We start from the raw sequence: 23,744 nt of genomic DNA, 5'->3' as shown, positions 1-23,744 counted from the left end.
GAGGGACGGGGGCCTTCACGCGCTTGAGCTCGGGTTGTTACGCCGTCTTGAAGCAGAGAGTGGTCGGCGGCGTCGAGTACGTCGCCACCCTCGTGGCTTCGGTGCCCTCACAGGACGCCTTGTCCGCGGTAGTGGCGACCTTCACCACCTCCGCGTCCTTGGCGGGGTCGGTGCAGGACACCTTCTGGTAGCCGGCGGTCTCCGACATGAAGCCCTTGAGACAGTCGCCCTGCTTGACGTTGACGATCATGCACAGCTTGTACGACATCCGGCCGGTCATCGAGATGGTGTCGTAAGCACCCTCCGGACAGGACTCGCTGCCGCCAACGCGGGCGCCGATCTTGACGTTCGCCTCCGGCGCGCCGCAGTCGATCTTCTTCGGATCGTCGGCCGCCTTGGAGAACTCCGTCACGCTCAGGCAGTCACCGGCCTGGGCGCTGCCCGTCCCGGTGACGTAGTTGAAGAGGAACAGGCCGCCGCCGATCACGACGACGAGAACCGGGATGGCGAAGCGCAGCCAACCGAACTTGGAACGCTTGGGTGCCGTCGGCTGACCGCCGGGAGGCGGACCGAAAGCGTCGGGCTGTCCCACCGGCATTTGGCCCCCAGGGGCCGGCTGGGAAGTGGTCACCGAGAAACCTCACATGTGTGAAGAGGAATGAGAACCTCGGTATCAAACACTGAACGTGATCAACCACATAAACCGACCCCCCAAACGGGTGAAAACCCCAGGTCGAGGTCGCTATTTGGCGCTCTTGACGCAGACCGTCGAGGGCGGCGTCGAATAGCTCTTCAGATGCGTCGCTTCGGTGTCGTCACAGGTCGCGACGCTGTCGACGACCTTCACGACTTCCGCGTCCTTCGTGGGGTCCGAGCAGGAGACCTTCTGATAGGCCACGCTGTCGGCCAGGAAGTTCTCGAGACAGTCGCCCTGCTTCGCGTTGATCATCATGCAGAGCTTGTACGAGGCGAACGTCTTGTCGACGACGAGCTGGTCGTACTCGCCCGCCGGGCACGCGCCACCGGCATCGGTCTTCGCGCCCGCCTTCGCGTTGGCCTCGATCGAACCGCAGTCCGCTTTGGCCGGATCCGCGTCGACGTCGCCGAACGTGGTGATCGCGTAGCAGTCGCCCACCTGGATGCCGTCGGTGTTCGAGAGGTATCCGACGATCCAGGACGACGCGCTGAGCACCACGATCGCGACCGGCACCAGGATGCCCACCCAGAACCACTTGGATCGCCTCGGCCTGGCGGATTCGCCACTGTGCTCGGTCATGGGGCCAGAGTATTCACGGGAACGAAAAAGGGCGCCCCGATCGCTCGGAGCGCCCTTCCGTGGAGAAACCCGCGTCAATCGTTTTGGAAGTACGACAGCAGTCGCAGGATCTCGAGGTACAGCCAGACCAGCGTGGTCATCAGGCCGAAGGCGGCGAACCACGCCCACTTCGACGGCATGCCTTCGCGGATCATCCGGTCGGCCTGGTCGAAGTCGAGCAGGAAGCTGAACGCCGCGACACCGATCACCACGAGGCTGAAGATGATCGCGATCGGCCCGCCGTCACGCAGCGGGTTGAAGCCGAAGAAGCTGGTGATGAGGTTGACCAGCATCAGGATCGCGACACCGACGACGGCGCCGATGATCCACTTGGTCAGCTTCGGGGTGACCTTGACCGCACCGGTCTTGTAGACGACCAGCATCGCGATGAACACACCCGCGGTACCGATGATCGCCTGGATCGCGATCCCCGGGTAGAGCAGTTCGAACAGACCGCTGATCGCACCGAGGAACACACCCTCGGCAGCCGAGTACGCGAGCGTGAGCGGGCCGCTCGGCTTCTGCTTGAAGATGATGACGAGCGAGATCACGAGACCGACGATCATGCCGCCGACGAGCGCGCCGATGACGGCGCCCGGAACGGCGGTGACCTTGCCCGAAGCCGAGGTCGAGATCTGGCTGATGGCCCAGATCGCGGTGAGCACACCGGTCACCAGCGCGGTGCCGAGGCTCAGCGCCGTCTTGATGACGACGTCATCGACCGTCATCGGACGGTCGTCGGCGCCGGCGGAGGTCTGCGGAGGGCCGTAGCCGGGCACGCCGCCCTGGGGTTGGTTGAAGCCTACGTTGGGTCCGTACTCCGCCGCGCCGCGCGGCAGGTTCCGGAACGCCGGGTTGCTACTGGATCGCACCTGATCCTCCTGGATCTACTGGCACCTGCATCGGGTTCAACGACCGCGCGGGCCGCCCGGTTCCCGTCGAAGTAAAGACGACTTTACTCACATTCGACGGGAGGCCCATCCCCCACACCGTATGCGGCGGAGATCACGACCGTTCACCGATACCCCACCTGATGCCCTATTGCCAAAACCGCTGATCACAGGACACCCTGCACGTTGCGTGTTCGGATACTCACCGAAGGCGTGTCGGGGAACCTATCGATCGTGTGACCTGCGTCGACGTAAATGCGGCGGGGCAGAGCACGGCCAAAGGAGTCAACACACCATGGGGTGGACCACACGCCCGAGCGTGCGTTCGCGCGCCTTGACCAGCCTGATCGCGACGTGCCTGCTCGGCGCGCTATCCGCCACCGTCGCGGCGACACCGGCCTCGGCAGCCAAGGAAGAGGGCGTCGGCTACCAGGTCACTCCCGGCCAGACGGTCGACAGCAAGCCCAGAGAACGGGACTGGCTCGGCTCCTACGTCGTCAACGGCAAGCACGTGTTCTGTGTCTCCTTCCAGCTGAAGGCGCCGGACACGAACGAGAAGTACCAGCCCGGTGACGAACTCCTCGACAAGTGGGGCGCGAAGCTTCCCGAGGACACCGCAGCCAACATCTCCTACCTGCTGCTGCGTTACGGCGGCACCACGAACAACGCCGAAGCCGCGGCGCTCGCGCACCTGCTGCACTCGTGGACTTCGAAGCCGCGTTCCGATGAAGACCTCAAGCCGAACCTCCCGCCGGAGAAGATCGGCTACGACGTCCAGAGCCACCTCGACAAGCTGAAGGCCCAGCACTCCGACGCCGCCGAGGCCGTCGAGAAGCTGACCAAGGACGCCGAGGCCAACCGGGGTCCGTGGACGACCGCGATCGCACCGCCGAAGGAAGACCAGCACATCGGCACCGCGGGCGAGTGGACGATCAGCGTCAAGAACGCCAAGGGCAAGGGCGTCTCCGGAGTGCCCGTGCAGCTCACGCCATCGAACGCGACGGTCGACGAAGGTGACAGCACCAAGCCCGCGTCGACCTCGAACGCCAAGGCCGAGAAGGCCACCACGGTGAAGACGGGCGAGGACGGCACCGTCACGGTCAAGGTCACGCCGACCGGTGACCAGCCGAAGCTGGCCAGCTCGCTGTCCGCTCCCGCGGACCGGCCGTACGTGCAGTTCCCGGTCGAAACCGGGGTGCAGAAGGTCGTCTCGACAGGCGGCGAGAAGGAACTGAAGGCCCAGGGTGTCGCGGTCGTCTCGAAGCCGGGCAAGGTCGAGGTGACCAAGGTCGACGCGAAGACCGGCAAGGGCATCGCGGGCGCCGCGCTGCGGATCACCGCCAAGGACAAGTCCGCCGCCGCCCTCGGTCAGGACGGCAAGCCGCTCAACGGCGCCGACGGCAAGCCCGCCGTCGTCACCACCGAGGGCGAGAACGGGACTGTCACCGTCGAGAACCTGAGGACCCCGCAGGAGATCTGCGTGATCGAGGTCAACGCGCCGCCGGGCTACACCAACGCGTTCGACCCGAAGAATCCGCCCTCCGCCTGCGGTGAGGTCAAGCCGGGTGAGACGCTGGCGCTCAAGGTCGCCAACACGCCCAACGAGGTACCGCGCACCATCCCCGCCGGCGACCGGCCGGTGGCGATGATGCAGGGCACCGTCGAGAACACGGCGTCGACCGCCGGGATCCTCGGCGTCGGCGCGCTCGCGCTGCTCGGTTCGGTGATGGTGGGCGTGGCCGCGCGGCGGTCCTCGCGACGCTAAGAGGTTTCGGGAATGTCAGTACGACGCGGGTTCGCGCTGGGAGCCGTCACGGTCCTGTGCGCGGACCTCGTCGCGGCCGTGCTCATCTGGCCGCCGACGACCGTGGTGACGGGGACGGCTCAGGCCGTCTCCGTCTCCGTCGCGGGCGGCGCCCCCGCCGCGCCCGCCCAGCAGGAGGTCCCGCCTCCGCCGGAAATCGTCCCCACGACTCCGACGGCCGCTCCGCCGTCCTCGAAGCAACCCGAGGCCCCGAAGCCGCAAGGTCCGGGGACGATCCGGCTGCCCGCCGGCGGCGGCGCGAAGCTGATCCGCAAGCAACTCGGGCCAGGCGCGGAGCTGCCTGTGCCGGAGAACCTCGGCGAGGTGACGTGGTGGGGTGCCGAGCTGAGTTCCGCGACCGGGGCGAGCGTTTTCGCCGGGCACGTGAACTGGAAGGGCGCGACGGGTCCGTTCGCGGAACTGTGGACCGAGCGGATCGGCGGCACCGTCACCGTCGTCGACAAGGCCGGGAAATCCTGGCAGTACAAGGTTTCCCAGCTGATCACGCTGAAGAAGAACGAACTGCCGCAGCGGGCGGACGAGCTGTTCGGCCAGTCCGGTCCACATCGGATAGTCCTCGTCACCTGCGGCGGCCGCTGGGTCGGCGGGGAGACCGGCTACGCCGAGAACCGGGTGGTCATCGCCGACCCCGCCTAGTTACCCGTGAGTAACTTCACGGGACGCGACGGTGGTCCTCACCGTGATGATGCAGCAGAATGCCTGTGGACGCGGGCGAGCACGGTGAAGGGTGAAGCAGATGGCGACTTTTCTGGTGACCGGGGCGACCGGACTGATCGGGCGCCAGTTCACCCGGCTGCTGCTCGCCAGGGAGGACGCCGACGAGGTCGCGCTCGTCGTCCGAGCGTCCTCTCGGGACAAACTCGCGAAACTCGTGAACGCCTGGCCGCATCCGGAGCGCGTCACCCTCGTCACCGGTGATCTCGGCGAGCCACTGCTCGGCGTCGGCGAAGAGGACCGAGAGAAGCTTCGCGGTGTCGATCACGTCGTGCACCTCGCCGCCCTTTACGACCTCACCGCCGACGACGAAGCCAGCATCAAGGCCAACGTCGAAGGCACCGCGCAGGTGATCGCGCTCGCCGCCGATCTGAACGCGGGCTGTCTGCACCACGTGTCGTCGGTCGCCGTCGCCGGTGACCACGAGGGCATGTTCACCGAGGAGATGTTCGACGTCGGCCAGCGGCTCGTCACGCCGTACCACCGCACGAAGTTCGAGGCGGAGCGGCTCGTGCGCGAGCAGCACGACGTGCCGTGGCGGGTGTACCGGCCCGCGGTCGTCGTCGGGAACTCCGAGACCGGCGAGATGGACAAGATCGACGGCCCGTACTACCTGTTCCCCGCGATCAGCAGGCTGGCCGGGCTGCCCGACGTGCCGATCGTCGGCCCCGACCTCGGCGACACCAACGTCGTCCCGGTCGACTACGTCGCGAAGTCGCTGAACGCCCTGATCACCACGAAAGGCCTCGACGGGCGCGCGTTCCACCTGGTCAACCCGGAGCCCCAGCCGGTCGTCTCGGTCTACAACGCCTTCGCGAAGGCGGCGGGCGCGCCGACGATTTCCGTGCAGCTCAACGAACGGGTGTCCAAGGGCATCGTCAACCTGGTGAAGCTGAGCGAGCACATCCCCGGCTTCACGATCGCGCGCGACGCCGTGATGGAGCGGCTCGGCATCCCGCCGGTGTTGCTGGAGACCATGGCGTTCCCGTCGGTTTTCTCGTCGGCGTCGACGCGCAAGGCCCTCATCGGCTCGGGCGTCGAGGTGCCGCGGATCGAGGACTACGCGCCCACCCTGTGGCGCTACTGGCGTGAGCACCTGGACCCGTTCCGTGCCCGGAAGCACGGGCCGCGCGGCGAACTGGACGGCCGCCGCGTGATCATCACCGGCGCGTCCTCGGGCATCGGCCGGGCGACCGCGATCAAGGTCGCGGCCGCGGGCGGGGTGCCGCTGCTCGTGGCCCGGCGGCAGCACGAGCTCGAAGAGGTGCGGGACGAGATCATCGCCGCGGGCGGCACGGCGTCGGTGTACCCGGCCGACCTGACCGACGAGGAATCGGTGCACAAGGCCGTCGACGCGATGCTCGCCGAGCACGGCCGGATCGACATGCTCGTGAACAACGCCGGCCGGTCGATCCGGCGTTCGATCAAACTGTCGTACGACCGGTTCCACGACTACGAACGCGCGATGGCGATCAACTACTTCGGCGCGGTCCGGCTGATCCTCGCGGTCCTGCCACATATGTCCGAGCGGAAATTCGGGCATATCGTCAATGTTTCGTCGATCGGCGTGCAGGGAATCGCGCCGCGCTTTTCGGCATACGCGGCGTCGAAGGCCGCCTTGGACTATTTCTCCCGGATCGCCGCCACCGAAACCCACGGTGACGGGATCACCTTCACGACCATCCACATGCCACTCGTGCGCACGCCGATGATCCGCCCGACGAAGATCTACGACGCGTTCCCGACGAAATCCCCGGATCAGGCCGCGGACATGGTGATGAAGGCACTGAAGGAGCGTCCGAAGCACATCGGCACGCCCGCCGGGCAGGCGATCGGGCTCGCGTACACGCTCACCCCGGGGCTCACGGATGCCGTGGCCTACCAAGGATTCCGCGTGTTCCCGGACTCGGCTGCCGCCGGTGGTGGCGGCGGACTCAAAATCGGCAAGGGCGAGCAGCATCTGTCCCGTGCGGCGATGGCCCTCGCCCGGCTCAGCCGCGGCTTCCATTGGTGACACTGCGCACATGGGTAGCGGCCGTTCAGGTGAGGGAACGCAGCTAGGAGCCGACACACGTCGGTGAATCACCAAGCCTGGCCACGGCGACGCCGGGTACGCAGGTACCGTCGTGGCCATGGTTCCCGAGCGAGACAACGGCCTGTTGCCCCTGCGGCGCGAGTACACCCAGGCCTGGCACGGCTTCGACCGGAACGAAGTGCGCCAGTATCTGGATCATCTCGAAGCGCAGCTGCATCGCGTGATCACCGACCGCGACGCCGCGATCGCGCAGGCGACGTCGGCCACGCGCGAACTCGAAACCGTGCGCCACGAGGTGGCGAAGCTGAACGCCAGGATCGAGGAGCTGAAGAAACCGCCGGAGCGGCTCGAAGACCTCGACGAGCGGATGCAGCGCACCGTCACGCTCGCTCAGGCGCGTGCGGAAGAGGTCACGAAGCGTGCCGAGGTCGCGGCCGAGAAGCACTGGGCGTCGTCGAGCGAGGCTTCGAAGAAGCTCCGTGAGCGCTACACGCGGCTCGTCGCCGAGCTGGACAAGCAGGCGGACGCGCTGCACTCCGAGCACGAGTCCGCGCTCGCCGAGACTCGGGCCGAGGTCCAGCGGCTGACCGTCGAGGCCGCCCAGCGCCGGGAACTGCTGGACAACGAGGCCGAGCGCAAGCGCCGGAAGATCGAGCGCGAGTTCGATCAGACGATTTCGGCTCAGCGCGCTTCGCACGAGAAGCACATCGCCGACCAGCAGACGGCCAGCAAGAATCAGGCCGAACGCCGGATCGCGGAGGCCACCGCGGAGGCCAAGCGCCGCGTCGACGAGGCGACGAGCGAGGCCAAGCGCCGGCTCGACGAGGCCACGACGACCGCCGCCCAGCGCACGACCGCCGCCCAGCGGAAGGTCGAGCGGCTGGCGGAGATCCGCGAACAGGCCCGCAAGAGCCTGATGCAAGCCGACGAGGTCCTGAAGGGCAGCGAGGCGATGCTCGCGGCGCTGCCCGAGGAGTCGGTGATCCCGCACGCTTCGAAGCTCGTCGGCGGCGACAGCAAGGCCGAGGAGACGAAGCCCGCGGGCAAGCCCGCCGAGCCACCCGCGTCGAAGGCCGCCGCTCCGGCTCAGACGCCCGCTTCGACGCCGGCCAAGCCCGCTCCCGCCAAGCCCGCTTCTTCGGCGCCTGCCGCCGCTGCGCCGAAGAACGGACAGAGCGAGCAGAACGGCCCCAAGGCGAACGGGCAGAAGCCCTCGCCTGCCAAAACCGGCTCCTGACCAGCGCGAAGTAGCAAGGGACCTTTGCTATCGCTCTCCTGAAGAGAGTGATAGCAAAGGTCCCTTGCTCTCTTCCGGGCGTGGTCAGGAGAGGGTGGTGCGGGGCCAGGGATTGGCCGCTTCGAGCTGGGCGGCGAGGCCGAGAAGGAGCGCCTCCCCACCGGGCGCGGCGACGAGCTGAACGCAAGCGGGGATACCCGAGGGGTGCACGCCGACCGGCACCGACATCGCCGGATAGCCCGCGAGATTCCAGAGGCCGGCGAAACCCGCGACGCGCACCGATGGCAGCACGTTGGCGATCCACCGGCTTTCGTGCCACTTGCGTGCCTTGAGCGGGAGGGTCGCGATCACGGGCGTGACCAGGACGTCGTGGTCGGAAAAGAACTCCTCGGCACGCTCCAGCCAGCGCTCACGGGTGCTTTCCCGGACGCGCTTGGCCATCAGACGCCCGAGCCGGACGTGCGTGCGCGTGCGGGGCTGAAGTGCGGCGAGATCGAACTCGGCCGCTTGTTCGGCCGGGCCCGCGACCCAGCGCGCGAGAAGGCCCCCGATCGCGCCGGCGTTGTACCGGGGTGTCCCGGGCGCGACGGTGTGCCCGGCCGCGCGGAACAGGTCTCCGGCCTGTGCGACGGCCCGGCTGAAAGCACGCGGCAACGGCGCCCTCGTCAACGGGACCTGAGTGGACAGGGCGATGCGCGATGGTGCCGGGTCGGCGAGGTCCGCCAGGCCGGGCTGTTCGGCGAGGACCGACATCAGCACGGCCGCGTCGGCCACGGTGGTCGTCATCGGACCGTGTGTGGACAGGCCGAACCAGCCGTTCTCCCCCGGTACGCGGACCACGCCCTTACCCGGTTTGAGGCCGACGATGCCGCACATCGCGGACGGCAGCCGGATCGAACCCAGGCCGTCCGTGCCGTGCGCGATGGGCACCAGTCCCGCCGCTACGGCCGCGGCACTCCCGCCCGACGAGCCTCCCGCGGCGTAGGACGGATTGCGCGGGTTACGCGCCGTCCCGTCCGGGTCGTCGCTCGACGGCCAAATGCACAGCTCCGGCACCCGGGTCAGGCCGACGATCACCGCACCGGCCGCACGCAACCGCCGGGCAACCTCGCCGTCCTCTGTGGACACCGTCGACGAACCCGCGCGCGACCCCCACGAGGCGTACTCGCCCTCGACCGGCGCGACGTCCTTGACCGCGACCGGTACCCCGGCCAAGGGCAGGTCGACCAGGTCCGCGCGTTCGGCGACGGCGGCTGCCTCGGCGAGCGCCTCCTCGGCCCTGACCCGGCGGAACGCGCCGACCACTCCGTCCGCGGCCGCGATCCGGGACAACGCCTCACGCGTCACCTCGACCGGGTCGAGCTCCTTGGCGCGCACAGCCGCCGCGATTTCCACTGCCGTCTTGACCATTCCCGCACTGTAGATCGGGCGGCGAAGATCAGCTGCGCGCCGAACAGGCGAACTTCGCCGAGTCCGGTTCGAACGCCGGGAAATCGGTGTAGCCGTCGAGCCGAGCGCCGTAATAGACGTCGTGGTGCGCCTGGGCGAGCGGGGCGTCGAGCGCGAATCGGGCGGGCAGGTCCGGGTTCGCGATGAACAGCCTGCCGAAGGCGACCACATCGGCCAGCCCGGATTCGACCAAGGACTCACCCTCCTCCCGGGAGGTCGGCTCCTCGGAACGCAGGTTCGCGACCAGCGTTCCCGGCCACAAAGGCCGCAGGTGCGACAGCACCTCGACGTCGGGAGCGTCGATGACGTGCAGGTACGCGAGCTCGTACCGGCGTAGTTCCGCGAGCAGTCGTGAGTACACCTCCTTCCAGTCGTCTTCCACGACGTCGTTCTCCGGGTTGCCCGGCGAAATCCGCAGGGCGACCCTGGCTGCGCCGATCTGCTCGACCACGGCCGCCACCACCTCGAGCGGGAACGCGAGCCGGGCGGCGACGGAACCGCCGTACCTGTCTTCCCTGAGGTTGGTGTTGCGGGCGAGGAACTCCTGGATGAGGTACCCGTTGGCACCGTGGAGTTCGACGCCGTCGAACCCCGCTTCGACGGCCCGGCGTGCCGCCGCGGCGAAGTCCCGGACGACCTCGCCGATTTCTTCTTCACCGAGCGCACGGGGCTCGACCGTGTCCGTCCAACCCCCGGCCGAGAAGATCCGCCCGGCCTGCCGGACCGCCGACGGCGCCACCGGCGTCCGGCCCGTCACGCCGGGATGGCCGACCCGGCCCGCGTGCCAGAGCTGCGCGAAGATGCGGCCGCCTTTCTCGTGTACGGCCTCCGTCACCTCACGCCAGGCCTCGGCCTGCCGTTCAGTCGCCAGCCCCGGAATCCCGGGGCCGCTCTTACCGGTCTGATTGACCCAGACGCCTTCGCTCACGATCAAGCCGGCGCTCGCGCGTTGCGCGTAGTACTCGGCCGTCCTCGGATGTGGCACACCTGTCGTGTCGTCGGCACGTCCCCTGGTCATCGGGGCCATCGCGATGCGGTTCGGCAGCTGGATCGCGGTGCCGCGGAATGCTTCGAGCAACCTCATGAACGCGAAGCTAAACCCTGACACCGGCGTCACGGTCAACCTCGGTTTCCGCGACTACTGTGGACTCATGCGGATCGGCGAACTTGCGGAACGGACCGGGGTGAGCGTCCGTTCGTTGCGGTACTACGAAACGGAAGGCCTGCTGCGTCCCGATCGACGCGGCAACGGCTACCGGACCTTCACCGAAGACGACATCGCCCGGGTTCTGCAGATTCAGCTCTTCTATTCGGCTGGCCTGTGCAGCGGCAAGATCGCGCAACTCCTTCCCTGTGTTTCCGGGGACCACACGCATTTGGTGCCTTCGCCGGGGCTGACCGACGAACTGGAGATCGCCAGGACTCGGATCCAGAACCAGATTTCTTTGCTCACCACCTCTCTATCGGTTCTGGAGCGTGTCCTGGCCGCGGCCAAGGGGACCGATACCGCCGAGGTACCGGTTCCTTCCAAGCCCGTCCGGCGGCACCGGGGGATCCACGTCTGACGCGGATCAGGCGTTCGGGTCCCGGCCCAGCAGTCCGAGCAATCTGTCCTGCAAGGGCGCGTCTTCGGGAACCTTCACCTCGGGACCGAAGACGACGATGCCGGGACCGAACGCGCCGGGGATCCTCATCTGCTCGGGGATCGCCTGGGCCCCTGGCCACATCCGGGCGACCTCGTGCGGATCGATCGTGTCGTCCTGACCGGTGGCACGGGCCAGGTCCCAGCCGTGGACGACCATGTCGGCACTGACCACCTGGTCGATGTGCTGTTCGGCGGTCATCTTCCCCGCCGGCGTCTCGTGTTCCGTGGCCCCGAGCACCGGGTCGGCGAGGACGGCTTCGACATCGGCCCGAGCCGCCCGGAAGGCGCCGAGCGGATCTTCCTCGATCGAAGGCGCCGGCCTCAGCTCACGGTCGAGAGGACGCAGCATCGCACCGTGCATGTCGACGATGTGCCCGACGACATCCCTGGCGTTCCACTCCTCGCACGGCGACTTGCTTTCCCATCGCCCGGCTCCGACGGCGGCGACCTTGCTCTCGAAGGCGTTGGCCCGGACGCGATAGCGGTCCGCGATGGCGTTCATCGAGCTCCCGCCCTCACCGGAACGGCCACGACCTCGGCCAACCTGTCGAAGCCCTCACCGACTCCCCGCTCCATCCCGGATTCGAGCACGGCGTCCCGGATCCGCTTCGAGCCGTATCGCACCACCTGGGTCAAGGTGGTGACCCCGCCGTCTTCGACCAAGGTCAGAGTCGCCAAGGCATCACCTTCCGAGGCCTCGCAGTCCTCGTTCGTCTCTAGGGAAACGAGCCTTTCCGGACGGCTGATCTCCTGGTAGACGCCCTGCAGCACCATCTCTTTCCCGCCGTCGTGAAGCAGCCGGTAGCGCCATCTACCGCCGACCCACAGGTCGATCTCGCATTCGACGACTTCGCAGCCGTGCGGGCCGAACCAGCGGCGCACCAGCTCCGGTTTGGTCCACGCGTCGAACACCAGCCCTCTCGGCGCGTCGAAGGACCTCGTCATGACGATCTCGAGATCGCCGGATTTCGTCACGCTGAGACTGCGTCCCATCGTGGTGCTCCTTTCCGCTCGTGCGGTGGTCAGTCGGTCTCGCCCCGGCTCTCCGGGTGTCGCTGTTCTCCTTCGAGGACGAGGTCCAGCTTCGAGAAGGCCCCGTCCCAGAAGCGGCTGTACTCACCGAGCCATTCGGTGGCGTCCTTCAGCGGCTCGGCCACCAGCCGGCAGGGGCGACGCTGGGCATCACGTCCCCTCGCCACCAGCCCGGCCCGCTCCAGCACCTTCAGATGCTTGGAGATGGCGGGCTGGCTCATCGCGAACGGCTCGGCCAGCTCCGTCACAGTGGCCTCGCCGTGCGCGAGCCGCGCGAGGATCGCGCGGCGGGTGGGGTCGGCGAGCGCGGCGAAGGTGACGTCGAGCAGATCCTGTGTCACGGTCGCCCGCCTTTCGGTTCTCACGAGTTCGAGTTCTCACGTCCGGCTCCGGCGGCGCCTATCGGCACCGTGGATAACCTTGCGGTTCCATAACCATGTGGTAATGTAGCTCGCATCGGAGCAGCCTGTCAAGCACGACCAGCAGGAACGCGAAGAAGGAAGGAGGTGAGGCAGAGGCGAGCACGCGCAAAAGGGCACGCGATCGCGTACTAAAGGGCAACTGGGGTTACCGTCGATATCGGCATGGACGACGAACGAAACGAGCCGATGAACTCCGGGCGACCGAAGACGACGAAGCGATGGCTGGCCGTCATCCTGGGAGCGGCCGCCGTACTGCTCACCAGCGTGCAATGCGGCACGACGACCGAAGAAACCGGAGCGGCACAGCCCGCGGGGGCCACGCCCCCGCCGCGGATCAACGCCACTTCGAGCCCGTCCAGCTCCGGCACACCCGCGCCCTCGCCGTCACCGAGGGCGGAGCAGGCTCCTGATCCGGGTTGCGAGGCCGTCATCGCCGGGATGAGCCCCCGGCAGCGGCTGGCCCAGCTAGTGGTGGTCGGCGTGAACGCCGGCGATCCGCAAGCGGCGGTGAAGCTGGTGCGCGATCAGCAGGTCGGAGGGATCTTTCTCGGCGGCAACGAGACGGCCCTGCTGCAGAATCGCGCACTGGACGAGGTGCAGAAGGCCGCGAAGGTGCCGGTGTCGGTGGCGATCGACGAGGAAGGCGGCCGCGTACAGCGGATCGACGCCCTCGACGGCGATATGCCCAGTGCCCGGAAGATGGCCAAGTCCATGACGCCGGCGCAGGTGCGGACGAAGGCCGCCGACCGAGGACGGCAGATGCGGGCTCGCGGCGTCACCGTGGACTACGCACCCGACGCCGACATCACCGACCAGCCGGATCGCGACATCGTCGGTGACCGGTCGTTCGGCGCGGACCCGGAAGTCGCGCGCAAGTACGTTCTGGCCTTCGCGCAGGGCCTGCGGGACGCCGGGGTGCAACCGGTGCTGAAGCACTTTCCCGGGCACGGGCACGCCACCGGCGACTCCCACAAGGGACTGGTGCGGACGCCACCGCTGGCCTCGCTGCGGAAGGTCGACCTGGTGCCGTACCGGAACATCGACGAGTACGGCGAGGTCGGCGTGATGGTCGGACATCTGGACGTGCCCGATCTGACCGGCGGTACGCCGTCGACCCTGTCAGCGCCCGCGTACCGGCTACTGCGGAAGGACTACGCGTTCGACGGCCCGGTGATCACGGACGATCTCGGGGCGATGAAGGCGATCACGTCGCAGTACCCGCTGCCGACGGCGGTGCTCAAGGCCTTGCAGGCGGGAGCGGATCAGGCGTTGTGGTCCTCCGGAGGCAACGTCGGCACGGTCCTGACCACGCTGGAGCAAGCGCTTGCGTCCGGCGATCTCCCGGCCGCCCGGGTCGATGAGGCCCTGGCTCGGGTGCTCACGGCGAAACGGGCTTGCGGCTGACCGACCGCGAGCCCCGGCGAGGCGGTCGATCAGCCGCCCGACGGGGTGACAGGACCAGCGATCCGAAAACTCAATGAACACAATGCTGACCAGGCTCGAGCCGAGGGTGACCCTGATCACCGCCCCGCCGCCCGATCAAGGAGGATCGCGTGCCTGGTCCCACGAAACACCTGCGCCGTGTCGCACTGGCGGTCGCCGCCGCTGCCGGTTTGAGCCTGTTCGCCGTACCGATGGCGTCGGCCGCGCCGTCGCCGATCGACAGTCCGGTGCGGACCACCGGCTGTCATCGTCCGTCCCCGGTTCCCGCGGGGGCGACAACGCCGCGGACCTTGACGTCCGGCGGCCTGACCCGCGAGTACACGGTGCACGTTCCCGCGCGGTACCAGCCGTCACGGCCGTACCCGCTGGTGTTGTCGTTCCACGGACACAAGCGGACGTCGAAATACCAAGAGGAGCTATCCGGGTTTTCCGCGTATGACGCGATTTCCGTCTACCCGCAAGGACTTGTCGGCACCGACGGCGAATCGGCCTGGACCGGCGCACCGTATTCGGCGGCAGCCGACGACGTGCTCTTCACCAGCGATCTGCTGAACGCGCTCCAGCGGGAACTGTGCGTCGACTCCCGCCGGATCTACGCGACGGGCAAGTCGAACGGCGGCGGATTCGTCGGCGTCCTCGCCTGCCGGATGCCGGGCCGGATCGCGGCCTTCGCCCCGGTCGCCGGTGCGTTCTACCCGCAAGGCGGCGAGTGCGACCCGTCGCGCCCCGCTCCGATTCTCGACTTCCACGGAACGGCCGACACGACGATCCCCTACACCGGGAATCCCGCGAAGGGCTTGCCGACGCTTCCGGACTGGCTCGCCGCTTGGGCGGACCGGAACGGCTGCTTCTCTCGCCCGATCGAGTACTCGCCGAAGACCGACGTCACCGTCCAGCGCTGGCTCGGTTGTTCGCTCCAGCACTACCGGGTCGAAGGCGCCGGGCACGTCTGGCCGAGCACCGGACCGAACAACGACTCCGCCACCCCGACCGTCATCAACGCGACGCCGGTCATCTGGAACTTCCTGCTCGCCCACCGTCTGCGTTAAGAACCCGTCGATTTCCTTGCCGGACCCGTCCCTCCGGCGCTACCGTCGAACCTGACCGGATGACCAGATAAGCAAATCTGGTCACGAAGTCAGAGACTGGGAGCGCACGTGACAGAACGTCCGGACCGCACCGCCGGCCGCGCCGATCGCATCCTCGACGCGGCCGGCGTCCTGCTGTCGCGGCTGGGCTATCGCAAGGTGACCATCGAGGACATCGCGAGTCAGGCGGGCATCGGGAAAGGCACGATCTACCTGCACTGGCCCACCAAGGAAACCCTCTTCCACGCGTTGCTCCTGCGCGAATCCCTCCGGGCCGCCGCGAATCTTCTCGATCGGCTGGCCGAGGATCCGGCGGAAGTGGTCCCGCATCGGTTCCAGCGGGCCGCGTTCCTGTTCACCCAGCGCAATCCGTTGCTCGGCGCGCTCATCACCGGCAACACCGAACTGCTGGGCCGGTTGAAGCGACATCCCTTGCAGGATCAGGACGCCGTCGTCACCGAGCGGTATTTGAAGACGATGACCGACCGGGGCCTGCTCCGGAACGACATCCCGAACCTGCTCTTTTCCCTGCGCGCCTCGGCGTTGGGGTTCTACCTGATGGACAGCTTCACCAGCGACGGCACCGGCCTCACACCCGAGGAGAAGGCCGACGCTCTCGCGCACATCATCCGGACGGCGTTCGAGCCGCCGGAGCAGGCGTCCACGGCGAATCTGGCCGACGCCGCGGCCGAAGTGATCGAAGCGTTCCGGGATCTGATCTCGTCCTATGACGCCTGGATCTACCGAAAGGACGGCACCGAGGAGCCTGGCTGATCCGAGCTCCTCCACCACGAGAAGAAGGGGGCAAGCCATGACCACGATCGCCGAAAACTGGGGTGTCCACGAGGCACAGTTCTGGCTTCGAGGTGAATTCCCGGCCGACCCGGTCGGTTTCGAACCCGCGACGGGTGCGTGGAATGTCTACGGTCACGCCGAAGCACTGAAAACCTTGAGTGATCCCAAGGTGTTCTCCTCCGACACCGCCCGCCTGATCCCCAAGGAGGTGTCGCCGGCGAAGGACCAGTTCGTCGAGGGCAACCTGCTCCAGATGGACCCGCCGGACCACAAGAAGCTGCGCACGCTGGTCAGCCACGCCTTCACGCCGAAGGTCGTCGCGGACCTCGAACCGCGGATCGCCGCGTTGACGAACGAACTCCTCGACGCCGTCGACGGCGCGGACTCGATGGAATTGGTGACACACCTGGCTTATCCGCTGCCGGTGATCGTCATCGCGGAACTGCTCGGCATCCCGGCGAGCGATCGCGACCTGTTCAAGGAATGGGTCGACACGTTGCTGCGGAACAGCCAGCAACGGTCGCTGACCAAGCAGACCGAGGCGGACAAGAAGGCCGCCGAGGAGACGCAGGAACAGCTGAACAACCTCGTCGGCTATCTGGGCGAGCACGTCGACGACCGACGGAAGAACCCGCGTGAGGACCTGCTGACCAAGCTCGTCGAGGCCGAGGTCGACGGCGTGAAACTCACGCAGAACGAAGTCGTCAATTTCGCGAACGTGCTGCTGCTCGCCGGGCACATCACCACCACGATGCTGCTCGGGAACACGGTGCTGTGCCTGGATTCCCATCCGGACGAGTACCGGCGCGTCCGCGAGGACCGCTCGCTGCTGCCCGCCACCATCGAGGAATCACTGCGTTTCCTCAGCCCGTTCGCCCTCGTCGCCCGCGCCACGACGACCGAGGTCGAACTGGGCGGACAGACGATCCCGGCGGACAGCATGGTGTTCACCTGGGTCGCGGCGGCGAACCGGGATCCGCGCACGTTCACGGACCCGGGCGTCTTCGACCCGGCGAGGGCGCACAACCCGCATCTCGCCTTCGGCCGCGGGATCCATTTCTGCATCGGCGCCCCGCTGGCCCGGCTGGAAGGCAAGACCGCGCTCAACATCCTGCTGGACCGGTTCCCTGATCTGCGTACCGATCCGGCCGTTCCGCCGTCGTTCATCCCCAGCCCGCACATGACCGGGGTGAACGAGCTCCAGCTGCTGCTGAAGCCCTAACGGTCGGCGTACCGGGACGCTAGCGGGACCACCACCCGCGGAATCCGTTTCCCGGGCGTGTATCGCAGTTCGGTGATGTTGCCGTTCGGCACGAGGTAGGTGTCGGCGAACGTGCGGAATCCGCGCATGGCCTCGCTGTCCGGGGTGGTGACCCCGGTCAGCAGTGACCACATGACCGCGCGGATGAAGAGCCCGTGCGTGAAGACCGCGATCGGTCCGGGTTCCCGTTCTCCCAACCGTGCCAGGAATTCCCGGGTCCGGGCGAAGAGATCGGCGAAGGATTCCGCGCCGTTCACCGCGTGGTGTGGATCGGCCCGCTCCCAGTAGGCCTCCGTGTACGGCTTGCGGGTCGCGGTGGTGGTGACCTGTCCATGGAGTTCGCCGAGAAAGGTGAACTCCTGGACAGGCCACTCCTCACGCTCCGCGCCGGGGTACCGCTCGATCGTCGGCTCGGCGGTCTGTCGCGCCCGCAGGAACGGCGACGTCACGATCAACCGAGGCGGTTCCGCCAGTGATTCCGCGACTTCGAGGGCTTGCCGTCTGCCGAGTCCGGTCAGTGCCGACGCCCCCGGCTCGCCGCCGGGAAGACCCGCGTTGGACTCGCTCTCTCCGTGCCTGATCAGCCACACCCGTGCCACGATCGCCTCCTAGACCCCGTGTGTCCTCGACGATCGCACCGGGCGGAGTTGATCGCGACTCCCAGGATGCTCTGAATCATCCCGGAAGCGGCGCGGTTTCTCAGCTTTCGAACTGCCCTGGCGCGCGGCCCTCTCCCGCGGGACCGCGGTACGCCTGCGCGATGTCCAGCCAGTGCTCCGCGAGCGCGCCTTCGGCACGGACGTCGAGATCGTCGCGGTGACGGCGCCGCGTGACCAGGAGGCAGAAGTCCTCCGCGCTCCCGGTGATCCGCTGCGGCGAGTCCTCGGGGCCGAAGGTCCACAGCTGCCCCGACGGCGAAGTGATCTCGAAGCGGAACTCCTGCTCCGGCGGGGTCAGGCCTCGTGCCTCGTAGCCGAAGTCCCGCACCCGGACGGCGAATCCGACGAGGTACGCGAGCCGGTCGGTCCGTTCCGGCCGCACGCCCAGCGCGTCCGCGATGTCCTGGCCGTGGGCGAACAGTTCCATCATCCCGGCGCAAGCGAGGATGGCCGGTGGCAGCGGGTTGACCAGCCACGGCACGACCTGGTCCGCCGGGACCGCGGCGAGCGCCTTGATACCGGCGTCGCGTTCGGCGCGCCACCGGCTCAGCAGGACCTCGTCGGGGTCGCCGAGGTAATCGTCGAGCGCCGCGTTGACGGCGGCGTCGAAGCCGCGCGCCATCGAGCTCTTCATGACTTCGGCGAACTTCTGCGGTTCGGCCGCGGACAACCCGGCGATCTTGAAGATGAAGGAGAGATGAGCGATCTGGTGCTTGATCGACCAGCCGGCCGCGGGCGTGGGCAGATCCCATCCCGCGTCGTCCAGATCGGACACCAGGGCGTCGACCTGTTCACCCTCCGTGGTGAGGTCCCTGATCACGTACCGGAAGTCAGTCACCGTGCCGTCCTCTCGCCGTTTCCACCCTCTCGAATGATGCGGACGCGCCGCGCCGCCGTCTTCTCCTCGTGAGCCCCGTCGGATTTCGGGCTTGATTCTGGAGCCGGGTCCAAGTTCTACGCTCAGGACATGCGAACCGAAGCGGCGACGGCGTTGACGATGTCCCAGGTGACCTCTCGCGCCGGGGTCCGGCCGGACACCGTGCGCTACTACGAGCGCATCGGCCTCCTGCCCGTCCCGGCGCGGACGAGCGGGGCGCACCGGCGCTACGACGAGAACGTCATCGACAGGCTGCGGTTCATCCGCGGCACCCAGCGGCTCGGGCTGACGCTGACGGAGATCGGTGACCTGCTGAGCGTGCGCGACACCGGGGTGTGCCCGTGCGAACCCGCCGAAACCATGCTGAGGCGTCATCTCGCCGAGATCGAGGCGGAGATGAGCCGGCTCGGCGAGTTGCACGCCGAACTCAGTTCCCTGCTGTCCGGGATGTCCGGCGAGAGCTGCGCCGATCCGCTTCCCGGCGCCTGGTGCCCACCTGCCCGCGAATCCGGGGAAGGAGGTGGATGACCATGCGGAACGACGACTGGTGCGACTGCGACTGCTGCGGCACCGGCTGCTGCTGACCCGCTCCGGCGGGACCGGCCGGGCTTGACGTCACCCGGCCGGCCATCCGAGTCAGTCCTGCGGCAGGAGCACCGTCTCCCCGATCCGGTCCTTGCAGACTTCGGCCGAATAAGCCATCAGCCCACCGGCCTGCGCGTCCCGGAAAAGCCGCTGGATCGGCGAAGTGCGCAGGAAGCCCGATCCACCACCGGCTTTCAGCGCCAGCTGGGCGACGTCGCGGGCGATGTCGTTCGCGAGCACCTTCGCCGTCATGGTCGCGGGCAGGAACTCCGGCGAGTTCCGGTCCGCCAGCCACGCCATGTGCAGCGAGTACATGCGCGCCGCTTCGAGACGGGTGTGGACATCCGCGGCTTCGAACCGCAGCCATTGCATTTCCGCGAGCGGCTGTCCCGTCGCGGGGATGACGCGGCTTCGCGCATGCGAGATCAGCGCGTCCTCCGCCGCGTCGGCTATCCCCAGGGACAGGAACGCGAGGCCGGCCGCGATGTGGTTCGGGCGCCGCTCGGCCGAGGGCGGGCACCTGCGGTCCGCCCGCAGAACGGTCCCTTCGAAAGAGACGAGCTGACTGCGGCTGGCGCGCAACCCCATCGTGTCCCAGATCGGTACGAAGGTCATCGTGTCGTCCGGCGCCACACCGAAGAAGGTGGGCGCGCCGTCGACGAGCGCGTTGACCAGGAAATGGTCGGCGACCTCACAACCGGAAACGAACCGCTTGGCACCGGTGAGCCGGTGCCCGCCGTCGACGGGCTCGGCGACCTGCTGCGGCATCAGGAACATGTTCCCGCCGCTCGGTTCCGACAGCGCGTTCGCGAACCGTTTGCCGTCGATGAGTTCCCCGGCATAGAACCGGCCCAGTTCGGGAGCGGACAGCTGAGTCAGTCCGACCGCGGCACCGATGTGCATCACCCAGACGCACGCCGTGGAGGAACAGGCGGCGCTGAGGATCCGGACGATCTCGCCATAGGCCCGATAGCTGAGGTCCTCACCGCCGAACTCCGCCGGCAAGGTCGCCCTGTCGAGTCCTGTCGCATGGAGCGCGCGAAGGTTGGCGATGGGCAACTCGGCCGTTTCGTCGAACTCGGCGGCGCTCGCGGCGAAGTCCTTCGCCAGTTCGGTGACGGTTTCGATCCAGCGACGTTCGTGGGCGGGCGGGGCGAACGGATGGACGGTCTCGGTCATGCCCGCATCATGCCGGAATCGCGAAGGCCTCCCCGCCACCCCGAGAATGGCGAAGGAGGCCTTTCACCGCCCGGCCGTCACACTCCGGTGCAAGCGGCCGTGGCGAATTCCCCGGAAGCGGTCTTGGTGGACACCACCGCGCCGTCGACGGTGATCTTGCAGGTGACCGATCCGCCGGTCTCACCCGTCGAAACCGTGAGCGTCCCGCCCTTGTAGACGCCCTTGTTCTCGACTTCCTTGTTCCAGGGCAGCGCCGGAACCGTTTCGGTGACGGGGTTGAGCACCTCGCCGTAGATGACCTCGACGTTCGTGGCGTCGCCGGTGATCTCGTAAGACACCTTCGCGGTGCGGTTGATCTCGTTGTTGACCTCGTTGACGGCCGCGTTGAACACGAAGATCCACACCACGCAGACCACGAGCCCGAGCGCGGACAACGCGATGCCGGTGATGGAGAGCCCCTTGTTGGAGGCCTTTCCGTTCTTGACGCGGATCAGCCCGATGATCGAGAAGATCAGGCCGAGGATCACCAGCGGCCAGGCGATGACGCCGACGAACGGGATCGGGGAGAAGACCAGCCCCACCAGGCCGAGGACGAAGCCCGTGACGCCGATGCCGTTGCGGGGTGGCATCGGGCCGCCAGGGGCTTGCGGGGCCGGCGTGTAGGGGGTTTGCTGGGTCACGGGTTTTCCTTTCCAAAGGGATGAACGAGGCGGCATACAACCAGCGATCGCGAGGCCTCCGCGTCGTCCTCGGCGCTTGAACCCGTTACGACGAAAGTCGTAATTCGCGCTTCCGGAAGGATCTGTTCCGCTGATGCGGGGGACCAAGCCACTTTGCGTACGCTCAACGCATGGCAAGACGTGCGCTCGAGGTGGTGCTCACCGTGGTGGCGGTCGCGGCGTGCGTGGTCAGCAGCATTTTCGTCTTCAGCGCCCAGGGGTACCTTCCGGAGACGAAATCGTTCGATCCGACTTGGTGGTCAACGCTCGGTTTCTTCACCGGGATCGCGGCGGCCGTCATGCTCTGCTGGCGACACAAATGGCCGGAACTGGTCCTCGGGATCGCCCTCGTGCCGCCGCTTTGTTTCCGGTCCGACGCGCTGGCCGCGCTGGTCGCCCTCGCCGCCTTGACCGCGCGCCGGCGCGACCGTCTCATGTGGATCGGTTCCGTGCTCGTCTACGTCGCGACGGCGTGGGCGTTGTTCGGCGACGCCAACCGCCATCCCGACGTGACCGTCGCGGGGCAGATCGTCGGCAAGCAGTTCTCCGCCGTGCAGCTGATGGGGACGCTGACGGTCGCCGTCGTGATGACGGCCGTGCCGCTCACCGTCGGGGTCGTCCGCGGGATGCAGGACACGCTCGCGATCCGTGAGGCCAAGGAAGAAGAACTCCGCGCCGAAATGACCCGGCGCGCGGAACGCACCCGGATCGCGCGCGAGATGCACGACGTCCTCGGGCACCGGCTTTCCCTGCTGTCCCTGCAAGCCGGCGCGCTCGAGGTCAGCAAAGGACCCGCGACGACGGAAGCCGCGAAAACCGTCCGCACGACCGCGCGCCAGTCACTGGAAGACCTGCGGCAGGTCATCGGCGTCCTCCGCGACGGCCAGGGTTTCGGCGAGAACGGCGAGAGCGGCACCCAGCCCGAGCCGCCGCAGCCGACGCTGGCGGACATCCCCGAACTGGTCGCCAACGCCCGCAAGGCCGGGCTGGGGGTCAACGTGACGATCCTGCTCGACGACGCGGGCGGGGCTCCGGCGCTGCTCGGCACGACCGCGTACCGGATCGTCCAGGAGTCGATGACCAACATCCTCAAGCACGCGCCGGGCGCGGCGGCCGAGGTCTCGGTGCGGGGAGGGCCGGGGAACGGGCTGACCGTCGAGGTCGTCAATCCGCTGCCCGCGACACCGGGCGCGGGGAAGACTCCGGGCGCGGGCACGGGGCTGACCGGGATCGGCGAACGTGTCACGCTGATCGGCGGGAACGTCAGCGCGGGCCCCACCGAAGAACGCACATTCGCCGTCCGGGCTTGGCTACCATGGGGACACCACTAACCTGTCCGAGTGAACCAGCGCCCACTGCGAGTGCTGCTCGTCGACGACGACCCGCTCGTGCGAACCGGTTTGTCGATGATCCTGTCCAGCACGGACGACATCCAGGTCGTCGCGGAAGCGGGCGACGGGGACGAGGCCGTGCCGAAGGTGACCATGCACGCTCCCGACATCGTGCTGATGGACATCAGGATGCGGCGGATGAACGGTCTCGCCGCGACCGCGGCCGTGACCGCGCTGCCCAACCCGCCGAAGGTCCTCGTACTGACCACCTACGACCTCGACGAGTACGTCTTCGACGCGCTCGGCGCGGGCGCCAGCGGTTTCCTGCTGAAGGAGGGCTCGCCGCAGGAGATCATCGACGCGGTGCGCGTGGTCGCGGCGGGCGAGGCGATGTTGTCGCCGCGGACGACGCGGAAACTCATCGGGCATTTCGTCGCGGCCCGGGTGAGCCCTCGCCGTCATCGGGCGCGGGCCGGGCTGAGCACCCTGACCGAACGGGAACGGGAGATCGTCACCGCCGTCGCCCAGGGCTGGACCAACGCCGAGATCGGCGCGGAACTGCATCTGAGCGAAGCGACGGTGAAGACCCACATCACCCGGATCTTCGCGAAACTCGACGCGACGAACCGGGTCCAGCTGACGATCTTCGCCTACGAAGCCGGGCTCGTGGCGCCCTGACGATCCGTCCCGAGCAGCCCGGCGACGACGGTCGCCCAGAGCACCACGGCACCGCCGAAGCCCGGTACGAGCTGCCAGGCCGCCGTCCAGCCCGCGATCGCGAGCACGGCGGCCAGAACGGCGACGACGCACAGCAAGGCGCTCAGCACCAGGAAACGCCGCGAGCCGAACAACTTCGCGAACGGCAGGAAGTGCAGGCCGACCACGAAGAGCACCCACGCGGGCACGGCTTCCGGAAGTGCGAAAACCGCCGAGAGCACTCTCGCTCCAGCGAAGATCCCCACCAGCATGAGCAGCACGGCGATCCCGTACTGCTTGCCGAACGGGCTTTCCTCCCGGCCGCCGCCCGCGGGCAGCCCGGCCCCTCGCCGGGCGGTCAGCACGAGCCAGCCCGCCAGCCCCAGCACGGCGACGACACCCACGACCACCAGCGTCGTCGATCCGCCCGAGACGGAAGAGGCGCCGAAGAACCACCAGGCGGCGCCGAATCCCACTCCGATCGCGGAACTGATCAGCAACGTGATCAGGTGTCCCTTGGTGAACTGTCCGTCCGTCATCGCTCCTG

General features: G+C 67.9%; 25 protein-coding genes. 12 read left to right on the top strand and 13 right to left on the bottom strand.

The window, feature by feature from the left end:
* Positions 1 to 37: 37 nt before the first annotated feature.
* The 3 genes from B0293_RS26575 to B0293_RS26565 all read right to left on the bottom strand — a co-directional run bounded on the left by B0293_RS26575 (position 38) and on the right by B0293_RS26565 (position 2,187).
* Positions 38 to 631, bottom strand: a complete 594-nt coding sequence (locus tag B0293_RS26575) for an LppU/SCO3897 family protein (protein WP_245191930.1) — start codon at positions 629 to 631, stop codon at positions 38 to 40.
* 111 nt (positions 632 to 742) lie between these two features.
* A complete protein-coding gene (locus B0293_RS26570; protein ID WP_039917362.1) occupies positions 743 to 1,276 on the bottom strand; it encodes an LppU/SCO3897 family protein in 534 nt (177 codons plus the stop codon).
* A 74-nt stretch (positions 1,277 to 1,350) separates the two neighbouring features.
* Positions 1,351 to 2,187: a Bax inhibitor-1/YccA family protein gene (locus B0293_RS26565; RefSeq protein ID WP_005155843.1), complete on the bottom strand. Its 837-nt coding sequence runs from the start codon at positions 2,185 to 2,187 to the stop codon at positions 1,351 to 1,353.
* A gap of 313 nt (positions 2,188 to 2,500) precedes the next feature.
* Between B0293_RS26565 and B0293_RS26560 the strand changes: the two genes are divergently transcribed.
* The 4 genes from B0293_RS26560 (at position 2,501) to B0293_RS26545 (ending at position 8,016) form a co-directional block, all read left to right on the top strand.
* Complete coding sequence (locus tag B0293_RS26560) at positions 2,501 to 3,970, top strand: SpaA isopeptide-forming pilin-related protein (RefSeq protein WP_039917359.1); 1,470 nt, start codon at positions 2,501 to 2,503, stop codon at positions 3,968 to 3,970.
* 12 nt (positions 3,971 to 3,982) lie between these two features.
* Entirely contained in the window at positions 3,983 to 4,666 is a 684-nt protein-coding gene (locus tag B0293_RS26555; protein WP_005155841.1) for a class F sortase, read from the top strand.
* A gap of 100 nt (positions 4,667 to 4,766) precedes the next feature.
* Positions 4,767 to 6,758, top strand: coding sequence for an SDR family oxidoreductase (locus B0293_RS26550; protein WP_039917416.1), 1,992 nt, complete (start codon positions 4,767 to 4,769; stop codon positions 6,756 to 6,758).
* A gap of 118 nt (positions 6,759 to 6,876) precedes the next feature.
* The gene (locus B0293_RS26545) at positions 6,877 to 8,016 is read left to right on the top strand and encodes a coiled-coil domain-containing protein (protein ID WP_005155839.1); all 1,140 of its coding nucleotides are present in this window, start codon (positions 6,877 to 6,879) and stop codon (positions 8,014 to 8,016) included.
* Between the two features lie 84 nt (positions 8,017 to 8,100).
* On the opposite strand, the gene B0293_RS26540 is transcribed toward B0293_RS26545, so the two are convergent.
* Entirely contained in the window at positions 8,101 to 9,426 is a 1,326-nt protein-coding gene (locus tag B0293_RS26540; protein WP_039917357.1) for an amidase, read from the bottom strand.
* Positions 9,427 to 9,454: 28 nt separating this feature from the next.
* On the bottom strand, positions 9,455 to 10,549 hold the full coding sequence (locus B0293_RS26535; RefSeq protein ID WP_005155837.1) for an alkene reductase: 1,095 nt from the start codon (positions 10,547 to 10,549) through the stop codon (positions 9,455 to 9,457).
* Here B0293_RS26535 and B0293_RS26530 point away from each other — a divergent pair.
* Entirely contained in the window at positions 10,548 to 11,030 is a 483-nt protein-coding gene (locus B0293_RS26530; RefSeq protein ID WP_005155836.1) for a MerR family transcriptional regulator, read from the top strand. The genes B0293_RS26535 and B0293_RS26530 overlap by 2 nt on opposite strands.
* 6 nt (positions 11,031 to 11,036) lie before the next feature.
* On the opposite strand, the gene B0293_RS26525 is transcribed toward B0293_RS26530, so the two are convergent.
* From B0293_RS26525 to B0293_RS26515, 3 genes are read right to left on the bottom strand one after another with little or no spacing between them, the layout of a single operon-like run.
* The gene (locus B0293_RS26525) at positions 11,037 to 11,612 is read right to left on the bottom strand and encodes a TIGR03086 family metal-binding protein (RefSeq protein ID WP_005155835.1); all 576 of its coding nucleotides are present in this window, start codon (positions 11,610 to 11,612) and stop codon (positions 11,037 to 11,039) included.
* Entirely contained in the window at positions 11,609 to 12,103 is a 495-nt protein-coding gene (locus B0293_RS26520) for an SRPBCC family protein (protein WP_005155834.1), read from the bottom strand. Before B0293_RS26520 ends, B0293_RS26525 begins: the two co-directional genes overlap by 4 nt.
* 29 nt (positions 12,104 to 12,132) lie before the next feature.
* On the bottom strand, positions 12,133 to 12,483 hold the full coding sequence (locus tag B0293_RS26515; protein ID WP_005155833.1) for an ArsR/SmtB family transcription factor: 351 nt from the start codon (positions 12,481 to 12,483) through the stop codon (positions 12,133 to 12,135).
* Between the two features lie 243 nt (positions 12,484 to 12,726).
* Here B0293_RS26515 and B0293_RS26510 point away from each other — a divergent pair, with 243 nt between their 5' ends.
* The 4 genes from B0293_RS26510 to B0293_RS26495 all read left to right on the top strand — a co-directional run bounded on the left by B0293_RS26510 (position 12,727) and on the right by B0293_RS26495 (position 17,112).
* Positions 12,727 to 13,968 (top strand): glycoside hydrolase family 3 N-terminal domain-containing protein, encoded by a 1,242-nt coding sequence (locus B0293_RS26510; RefSeq protein ID WP_005155832.1) that lies wholly within the window; start codon positions 12,727 to 12,729, stop codon positions 13,966 to 13,968.
* A gap of 149 nt (positions 13,969 to 14,117) precedes the next feature.
* The gene (locus B0293_RS26505) at positions 14,118 to 15,056 is read left to right on the top strand and encodes an alpha/beta hydrolase family esterase (protein ID WP_005155831.1); all 939 of its coding nucleotides are present in this window, start codon (positions 14,118 to 14,120) and stop codon (positions 15,054 to 15,056) included.
* Positions 15,057 to 15,164: 108 nt separating this feature from the next.
* Positions 15,165 to 15,869: a TetR/AcrR family transcriptional regulator gene (locus B0293_RS26500; protein WP_005155830.1), complete on the top strand. Its 705-nt coding sequence runs from the start codon at positions 15,165 to 15,167 to the stop codon at positions 15,867 to 15,869.
* A gap of 37 nt (positions 15,870 to 15,906) precedes the next feature.
* Entirely contained in the window at positions 15,907 to 17,112 is a 1,206-nt protein-coding gene (locus tag B0293_RS26495) for a cytochrome P450 (RefSeq protein ID WP_005155829.1), read from the top strand.
* Here the strand turns inward: B0293_RS26495 and B0293_RS26490 are convergent.
* Positions 17,109 to 17,750, bottom strand: coding sequence for a histidine phosphatase family protein (locus tag B0293_RS26490; RefSeq protein WP_005155828.1), 642 nt, complete (start codon positions 17,748 to 17,750; stop codon positions 17,109 to 17,111). The genes B0293_RS26495 and B0293_RS26490 overlap by 4 nt on opposite strands.
* 100 nt (positions 17,751 to 17,850) lie before the next feature.
* Positions 17,851 to 18,648, bottom strand: coding sequence for a TIGR03084 family metal-binding protein (locus B0293_RS26485; RefSeq protein WP_005155827.1), 798 nt, complete (start codon positions 18,646 to 18,648; stop codon positions 17,851 to 17,853).
* 129 nt (positions 18,649 to 18,777) lie between these two features.
* Here B0293_RS26485 and B0293_RS26480 point away from each other — a divergent pair, with 129 nt between their 5' ends.
* Entirely contained in the window at positions 18,778 to 19,215 is a 438-nt protein-coding gene (locus tag B0293_RS26480; protein WP_005155826.1) for a MerR family transcriptional regulator, read from the top strand.
* A 108-nt stretch (positions 19,216 to 19,323) separates the two neighbouring features.
* On the opposite strand, the gene B0293_RS26475 is transcribed toward B0293_RS26480, so the two are convergent.
* Both B0293_RS26475 and B0293_RS26470 read right to left on the bottom strand, forming a co-directional pair.
* On the bottom strand, positions 19,324 to 20,451 hold the full coding sequence (locus B0293_RS26475) for an acyl-CoA dehydrogenase family protein (protein WP_005155825.1): 1,128 nt from the start codon (positions 20,449 to 20,451) through the stop codon (positions 19,324 to 19,326).
* 77 nt (positions 20,452 to 20,528) lie between these two features.
* Positions 20,529 to 21,080, bottom strand: coding sequence for a DUF4190 domain-containing protein (locus tag B0293_RS26470; protein ID WP_005155824.1), 552 nt, complete (start codon positions 21,078 to 21,080; stop codon positions 20,529 to 20,531).
* 221 nt (positions 21,081 to 21,301) lie between these two features.
* On the opposite strand from B0293_RS26470, the gene B0293_RS26465 reads away from it, so the two are divergent.
* Positions 21,302 to 22,501, top strand: coding sequence for a sensor histidine kinase (locus B0293_RS26465; protein ID WP_039917352.1), 1,200 nt, complete (start codon positions 21,302 to 21,304; stop codon positions 22,499 to 22,501).
* Between the two features lie 30 nt (positions 22,502 to 22,531).
* The gene (locus tag B0293_RS26460) at positions 22,532 to 23,179 is read left to right on the top strand and encodes a response regulator (protein WP_005155822.1); all 648 of its coding nucleotides are present in this window, start codon (positions 22,532 to 22,534) and stop codon (positions 23,177 to 23,179) included.
* Here the strand turns inward: B0293_RS26460 and B0293_RS26455 are convergent.
* On the bottom strand, positions 23,152 to 23,736 hold the full coding sequence (locus tag B0293_RS26455) for a DUF7010 family protein (RefSeq protein WP_005155821.1): 585 nt from the start codon (positions 23,734 to 23,736) through the stop codon (positions 23,152 to 23,154). The two genes, B0293_RS26460 and B0293_RS26455, sit on opposite strands and share 28 nt — an antisense overlap.
* Between the last annotated feature and the right edge of the window lie 8 nt (positions 23,737 to 23,744).

The organism is Amycolatopsis azurea DSM 43854 (assembly GCF_001995215.1).
Taxonomy (GTDB): Bacteria; Actinomycetota; Actinomycetes; order Mycobacteriales; family Pseudonocardiaceae; genus Amycolatopsis; species Amycolatopsis azurea.
Note: the sequence above shows the minus strand (reverse complement) of the source record. Positions and strands in the feature narration are given on the sequence as shown.